Raw genomic sequence first — 6,826 nt, forward strand, 5'->3', positions numbered from 1 at the left:
ATGCGCGTCACCGTCCTCGTCACCCTCCTCAACGATCCGCGGGTGGCGGCGACGCTCGACTCCCTCCGCGCGCAATCCCGCCCCCCGGACGAGATCCTCGTCGCGGACGGCGGCTCCCGGCCCGACCACCTCAAGCCGCTCCTCGAAGCCGCAGCGCGGGACGACCGCGTCCGCATCGAGACGTGCCCCGGGTCGGTCGCGGAGACGCGCAACCTCGCGCTCCCGATGTCCACGGGCGACGTGATCGCTTTCCTCGACTCGGATGAGGTCGCGCCGCCCGGATGGCTCGAAGCCCTCGTCGCCCCGATCGAGGCGGGCGCGGCGGATTTCACGGGCGGGCCGACGCGCCCCCTCCGCGAGCCCCGCACGCGATCGGAGCGCTACGTGAACGACTTCGACGCGTGGTTCTACCCGAACGTCGTCGCGAAAGACCCCACGATGACGCCGATGGGCAACTCCGCGTGGCGTCGCGCGGTGTTCGACGCGATCGGCAACTTCGACGACCGACTCGTGTGGGGCGGCGAGGACTACGACGTGAACCTCCGCGCCGTCGCCGCGGGCTTCCGCGGCGCGTACGTGCCGGAAGCGTGGGTCTGGCACGACCAGAGCCACCTCTCCTCCTTCCGCAGGATCCTGCGTCGCAAGTACCGCTATTCGGTCGGGGCGACGGTCGCCTACCTGAAGAACGGCGTCCTCGGCGCGAAGGCGGGGGGCGCGGCCGCGACCGCGGCGCGCTTCCGCCATCCGTACGAGTGGGCGAACGTCGTCGTGAAGCCCGTCGCCCTCGTCGCGGGTTGGCTGAAGTGGCGGCGCCTGAGGAAGGTGAAGCCGTGAAGGTCGCCCTCGTCGGCGCGGGCCGGATCCCCATCCCGCCCCCCGGGTACGGCGCGGTCGAGAAGCACATCGCGAACCTCGCCGAGGCGCTCCGGGCGCGCGGCCACGAGGTCCACGTCGTGAACGAGGCCCTTGGCGAATCGGGCGACGCCGAATACCGTTTCGCGCTGAAGGCGCGCCGCGCTGTCGCGGGGCTCGCGCCCGACGTCGTCCACGTGCACACGCCGGGCGTCGCGCTCGTCTTCTCGCTCCTCGGTCCGAAGCGGTTCGTCTTCACGACGCACAGCCGCCACTGGACGACGGTCGAGGGGTGGCGCGAGCGGGTCGGCTTCGCGCTCGAGCGCCGCGCCGTCCGCAACGCGGCGCGCGCGATCGCCGTTTCGCCGGAGGTGGGCGCGCTCGCGGGCGAGCGCCTCGGGGTGCGCGCCGCGGTGATACCCAACGGCGTCGACGTCGAGCGCTACGCGCCGGACGCCTCGAAGCGGGTCGAAGGCCTCGTCGTGGGCGTCGGCGAGGTGGCGCGCCACAAGCGATGGCATCTCGCGGCGCGCGCCCTCAAGGGTACGGGGCTCTCGCTCGCCGTCGCGGGCCCGATCCGCGACCCCGCCTACGCGAACGAGATCGAGGCCGAGGGCGGGCATACGCGGCTTCTCGGGCCGATGGACGAGGCCGAGCTCATCGACCATTTTCGATCGGGCGTCGCGCTCGCGCATCCGAGCGTCAGCGAATCCTTCGGCATGGCGGTCGTCGAGGCGATGAGCTGCGGCCTTCCCGTCGTCGCGAGCGACATCCTCTCCTCGCTCGTGAAGCACGGCGAAACGGGGCTCCTCGTGCCGACGGAAGGCGACGACGACGCGCGCGCCGCCGCCCTCCGCGACGCGCTTCTCGCGCTTGCCGCGGATGCGAAGCGGCGGGAGCGCCTCGGCGAAGCGGCGCGCGCGCTGGCCGTCGACCGATACGCCTGGTCGAGCATCGCGCGCGACGTCGAGGCCGTCTACGAGGAGGTGCGCGGATCGCGACCCTAGGCCGCAAGTCGGTCCTCATCTTCGGCAATTCCATCGTCGGAGCGCTCTTCGGATTCGTCGCCATCCACTACGTCGCCGTCTACCTCGGCAAGGGGGTCATCGGCCAGGTGGACGGCGCCCTCGCCGCCCTCGGCATCCTGTTCTTCGTCACGGACCTCGGTTTCCCGATGGCGCACACGAAGCGCGTCTCGGAGGGCGCGGATCCCGGGGACTGCCTCGCCACGTTCACCGTGTTCAAGCTGGTGGCCACGGCGGCCTTCGCCCTCGTCACGACCCTGATCGTGGTCTACGCGACGTTCATCAATCCCGCCCAGTTCCAGGACTACTCGCCGGTCGTCCTCATCTTCGTCGGCGCCTATCTCGCGGCGAAGAGCTTCGCGGGCATTCCCCAGGCGAACTTCGACGCCCGGCTCGAGGCGGCGAGAAGCCAGCTCGTCACGTTCACCGAGTCGATGACGCGGATCGCGTTCACGATCCTTTTCGCGTGGCTTTACGCCGCCGTGGTCTCGCGCGACGGCCCGCTCGCCGGCCTCGTCTCGTCCGCCCCCGGGTTCGTCGGCGAATGGCTCGTCAGGCATCCCGCCGAATCGCTCGCGATCGCCTACATGCTCGGGGGCGTCGCCTCGGCCTTCGCCGCATTCCGCTATGTCAGGACGGCGCGCGACTTCGGCCGCTTCAGGTGGGACATCCTCAAGAGCTACTGGCAGTTCGCGCTGCCCCTTTTCATCGTCGGGACCGTCGGCGTCGTCGGCGCGAAGATCGACGCCGTCGCGCTCACGCTCTTCGGGTCGGACGTGAACACCGGGACGTTCACGGGCCTCAGGCGCATCACGCTCTTCGTCGAAACGCTCCCGGTCGCGGTCGCCCTCATGCTTTTCCCGACCGTGAGCGCGCTCGCGGCGGCCGGCGACAAGCAGGGGGCGGTCGACACGACCCGTCGAGCGCTCCGGTACACGAGCATGGTCGTCTTCCCGGCCGTCGTCTTCGTGATCGTCTTCGCGAAGCCGATCATCTCCCTCGTCCTCTCGAACGCGTGGCTCGACGAGGCGATCGTCCTCCAGGTTCTCGCGATCTATTCGCTCCTCTTCGCGATGTCCCGCCCGTTAAGCGCGCTCCTCACGGGCATCAACCGTCCCGACGTCGCCGCCCGGGCCGCGATCGCGATGAGCGTGACGCTCATCGTCTTCAATCTCCTCCTCATCCCCTCGGACATCAAGAGCCTCAACATCCAGCTCTTCGGCCTCTACGCGCTCGGCGCGGCGATCTCGACGGCGCTCTCCGGCCTCGTCGGGTACATCCTCTACTTCTACGCTTCCTCCCGTCTCGCGGGCCTCCATCACCCCCCGGAGATCCTGAAGCACCTCGTCGCCGCCCTCGGCATGGCGGCGGCCCTGTGGCTCCTCGCCGAGAGCGTCGTCGGTCTCGAGCGGTGGTACCACCTCCTCTTCTTCGGCATGATCGGCGGCGCGGTCTACCTCGCGCTCCTCTGGGTCCTCAAGGAGTTCCGCGACGAGGAGTTCCGCTTCTTCCTCAATCTCGCCCATCCGGGGCAGATGCTGCGGTACGTCCGAGGGGAGCTGAAGCGGTAGGCCTCCCCGAGAAACCGCCAACCTTTAAATGAAAAGGCAGGAATGGTCCGCCGATGTCCGCCGCCCACGGCTCCGACGCTCCCGAGAGCGTGAGCGTCGTGGTGACCGTGCGCAACGAGCAGCGGCACATCTCGGACCTCCTCGACAGCCTGGTCGTCCAGGAAGGCCCGCTCGAAATCCTCGTCGTCGACGCCGCGAGCACGGACAAGACGCGCTCGATCGTTCGGCAGTACGCCGAGCGATTTCCCTTCGTGCGCCTCCTCGAGCGCGCCGGCACGCGCGCCGAATCCCGAAACTACGGCGTGAAGGAGTCCCGGAGCGCGATCGTCGCGTTCATCGACGGCGACTGCATCGCGAATCCGTTCTGGCTCCGCGAGCTCCGCCGCCAGCTGCGCCACTCGGACGTCGCCGCGGGACGGACCATCCAGATCGGCTATTGGGCGTTCGAGGCGCTGCACCGCGTCGAGCTGGGCCACCGCGGCTACGACGTCACGTTCCCCTCCTGCAATCTCGCCTACAAGCGGGGCCTCTTCGAAAAGATCGGAGGCTTCGACGGCTGGTTCCACACGGCCGAGGACATCGATCTGAACTATCGCGCCGTGGACACGGGCGCGACCATCGGCTACGTCGAGGACGCCATCGTGTATCACCGCGCGCGCGACACCTTCGGGAAGTTCTTCAAGCAGGCTTATTGGAACGGCTACGGCCGCAAGCAGCTCACGCTCAAGCACGGCAACCTCTGGTCGTCGTACTCGTTCAAGCGGATGTTCCGCCAGCAGCTCAACTTCTGGGGCGTCCTGCGCCTCGCGAGCGCGAGCCTCGGCTACATCGCGGGTCTTCTCAAGGAGGGAAGCTACCCTGGCCGAGCCGCGTGAGCGCAAGCTCGTCTCCGTCGTGATCCCCGCCCTCAACGAGGAGGCGGGCATCGGCAAGGTCATCGACCAGGTGCCGCGCGAGGCGCTCGCCCGCCTCGGATACGACGTGGAGGTCATCGTCGTCGACGGCGAATCGCGCGATCGCACGCGCGACATCGCCGAAGCGAAGGGCGCGCGCGTGATCATCGAACCGCGCAAGGGCTACGGCCGCGCCTACAAGACAGGCTTCGACCGCGCGCGCGGCGACGTCATCGTGACCGCCGACGCGGACACGACGTATCCGGTGGAGACGCTTCACGAGCTGGTCGCGCGCCTCGACCGCGAAGGGCTCGACTTCATCACGACGAACCGCTTCGCGCGCCTCGCCCCGGGGGCGATGAGCGCGAAGCACCGCATCGGCAACTGGGTCCTCACGACCACCGCGAAGACGCTCTTCCTCGTCCGCATCGACGATTCGCAGAGCGGGATGTGGGCCTTCCGTCGCTCGATCCTCCCGAAGCTGCGCCTCACGAGCGACGGCATGCCGCTCAGCGAGGAGATCAAGATCGAAGCCTTCCGGGCGGACGGCGTCAGGGCCGCCGAGGTTCCGATCGAGTATCGCGTCCGCGTCGGCGAGGTCAAGCTCTCGTCGTTCAAGGACGGCTGGCGCAACCTCTCGTTCCTCTGGAAGAAGCGGCTCGGCATCGCCGAGCCCGAAAGCTGATCAGCCGGCGAGCTTCGCGACGAGCGTCCAGTTCGCGTCGGGTATCGCGAGATGCGCGATCTCCCAGGGGGCGACCCACCGGTGCTCGCCCTTCGCGTCCGCATCCGGCCGCGAGGGCTCCCCCCGGTAGGCCACGAGCACGACGTGGCGGCCGTCCTTGTAGACGTGGCTCGTCACGTCGAAGAGCGCGAGCGGGCCGGCTTCGAGGCCTTGCTCTTCGAGAAGCTCGCGCCGCGCGGCGGCCTCGGGGGACTCGCCATGCTCGACCTTGCCGCCGGGGAACTCCCAAAGACCCGCGAGATGAGAACCCTCCGGGCGCCGGGCGAGGAGGATGCGGCCGTCGCGCTCGAGGATGACGACGGCGATGAGGAGCGGACGGTCCGGCTGCACGCGGGGGGAGGGCCCCGTCCCACTAAAATGGCTTCGCGGCTCAGGCGCCTTCGGGACGCGCGGAGGCCGCTCGAAGCGCCTCGATGCGGGCGTGGATGGCTTCGATCTCCTTCGCGTTGTCGAAGGCGTCGAGCATCTCGCCGTGCTCCGGACAATGGAAATCCGTCTCGGTCGCGGTCGCGAAGTCGAAGCGTTCGTGGCCGGTCGGGCAGACGAAGAACTCGTGCTCCGACTCGAAGCGGAGGCGCTCTTCGAGGCGGTCGAGCTCGCGCTTCCTGCGCATCTCGAGGGCATGCTCCACGTGGTCCGGCGTGAGGTACCAATAGAAGGTGAGCCATCCGGTCTCCTTGTCCTTCTCCTTATGGTAGTCCGCGACGCGCGCCTCGTAGAGGTTGTAGAGGACCTTGCGGACGTGGCTCGGCTTCTCGCCCAGCTCCTCCGCGATCTGCGTGTCGGTCGCTTCCTCCCTCGAGAGGAGGAGCTCCGCGATGCGCATGCCCTCGTCGCCGACGGCTTCTTCGATGTAGGCCTTCAGCCGGGGATCATCGAGAAGACGCATGGGGGTGGGCAACTCCACACCTTCTTTCGTCTCCCGTCAATGATAAGGGTTCGGAGAGTCCCGATGGACCCCCTCGGGAAGAACTCCCCACGGGAAGGACCCGGAAGGGACGCGGGCGGACGCGCGCGGCCGGAAACGACAGGGACCTGTCAAGGGTCGTCGGGCATCGCATCGGGATCCTCGTCGGTCGAACCCTCGACGATCTTCCCCCGGGCGCTCGGGCGGATGCGCATCGGGGCCCCGGGGAACTCGCGCGCGAGCACGTCCGGGCCGAGCGCCTCGTAGAGGAAGACGGCGAGGGCTGCGACCTCGGAGTGCGGCTGGTTGCCGACGGACACGTTCAGGTCCACGAGATCGTAGACCTCGCGCGGCACCTTCTCGGCCCCGACGACGACGAGGAGATCGCGGCCCGGCCGGACGGCGCCCGCGCCTTCGCGGACGGGGACGCCGTACATCGTGAGGTGCACCTTGACGCCGTCGAAGTCCTGGAGCACGCGCTTCCATCCCGTGCCGCTCTCGACGACGAAATCGCCGCCGAAGCGCTTCGCGACGCCGCGCACGTTCTCGACGAGCTTGTCGTCGCGCTCGGCGATGAGAACGCGGTCCGCCCCGAACGCGCGCGCCGTGAGGCACACGTGCGTCGTGATGCGCTTGTCGCGCTCTGGCCGGTGACCGAGGCGAAGGACCGTGACCGCCACGCGGCCCCCAGGCGCGAAGGGCCTCTTACCGCTTGCGGAGGACCGCAACGCCGAGCCCGACGACGCCCGCGAGGAAGACGGCCCCGACGAGCAGGAACAGCGGGCTCAAGCCGGGGTCGACGGGGGGCGGAGGGGGATCCTTCTCGGTCGCGT

Annotated in this window: 8 protein-coding genes; 5 read left to right on the top strand and 3 right to left on the bottom strand. The window is 69.1% G+C overall.

What is annotated here, in order from left to right:
* From VM889_14405 to VM889_14425, 5 genes are read left to right on the top strand one after another with little or no spacing between them, the layout of a single operon-like run.
* Window positions 1–834: a glycosyltransferase gene (locus tag VM889_14405; protein HVL49745.1), complete on the top strand. Its 834-nt coding sequence runs from the start codon at window positions 1–3 to the stop codon at window positions 832–834.
* Window positions 831–1,859, top strand: a complete 1,029-nt coding sequence (locus VM889_14410) for a glycosyltransferase family 4 protein (GenBank protein HVL49746.1) — start codon at window positions 831–833, stop codon at window positions 1,857–1,859. The genes VM889_14405 and VM889_14410 overlap by 4 nt, the downstream gene beginning before the upstream one ends.
* Window positions 1,847–3,448, top strand: a complete 1,602-nt coding sequence (locus tag VM889_14415) for a polysaccharide biosynthesis C-terminal domain-containing protein (protein ID HVL49747.1) — start codon at window positions 1,847–1,849, stop codon at window positions 3,446–3,448. The genes VM889_14410 and VM889_14415 overlap by 13 nt, the downstream gene beginning before the upstream one ends.
* 53 nt (window positions 3,449–3,501) lie before the next feature.
* Window positions 3,502–4,323: a glycosyltransferase gene (locus VM889_14420; GenBank protein ID HVL49748.1), complete on the top strand. Its 822-nt coding sequence runs from the start codon at window positions 3,502–3,504 to the stop codon at window positions 4,321–4,323.
* 19 nt (window positions 4,324–4,342) lie between these two features.
* Window positions 4,343–5,026 (top strand): glycosyltransferase family 2 protein, encoded by a 684-nt coding sequence (locus VM889_14425; GenBank protein HVL49749.1) that lies wholly within the window; start codon window positions 4,343–4,345, stop codon window positions 5,024–5,026.
* Here the strand turns inward: VM889_14425 and VM889_14430 are convergent, their stop codons facing one another.
* From VM889_14430 to VM889_14440, 3 genes are all read right to left on the bottom strand, one after another.
* Window positions 5,027–5,416, bottom strand: coding sequence for a (deoxy)nucleoside triphosphate pyrophosphohydrolase (locus VM889_14430; GenBank protein HVL49750.1), 390 nt, complete (start codon window positions 5,414–5,416; stop codon window positions 5,027–5,029).
* A gap of 40 nt (window positions 5,417–5,456) precedes the next feature.
* Entirely contained in the window at window positions 5,457–5,993 is a 537-nt protein-coding gene (locus VM889_14435; GenBank protein HVL49751.1) for a transcription factor, read from the bottom strand.
* A gap of 131 nt (window positions 5,994–6,124) precedes the next feature.
* Window positions 6,125–6,673, bottom strand: a complete 549-nt coding sequence (locus VM889_14440; protein ID HVL49752.1) for a tRNA (cytidine(56)-2'-O)-methyltransferase — start codon at window positions 6,671–6,673, stop codon at window positions 6,125–6,127.
* Window positions 6,674–6,826: the final 153 nt, after the last annotated feature.

This window comes from Candidatus Thermoplasmatota archaeon, from assembly GCA_035540375.1.
GTDB lineage: Archaea > Thermoplasmatota > SW-10-69-26 > JACQPN01 > JAJPHT01 > DATLGO01.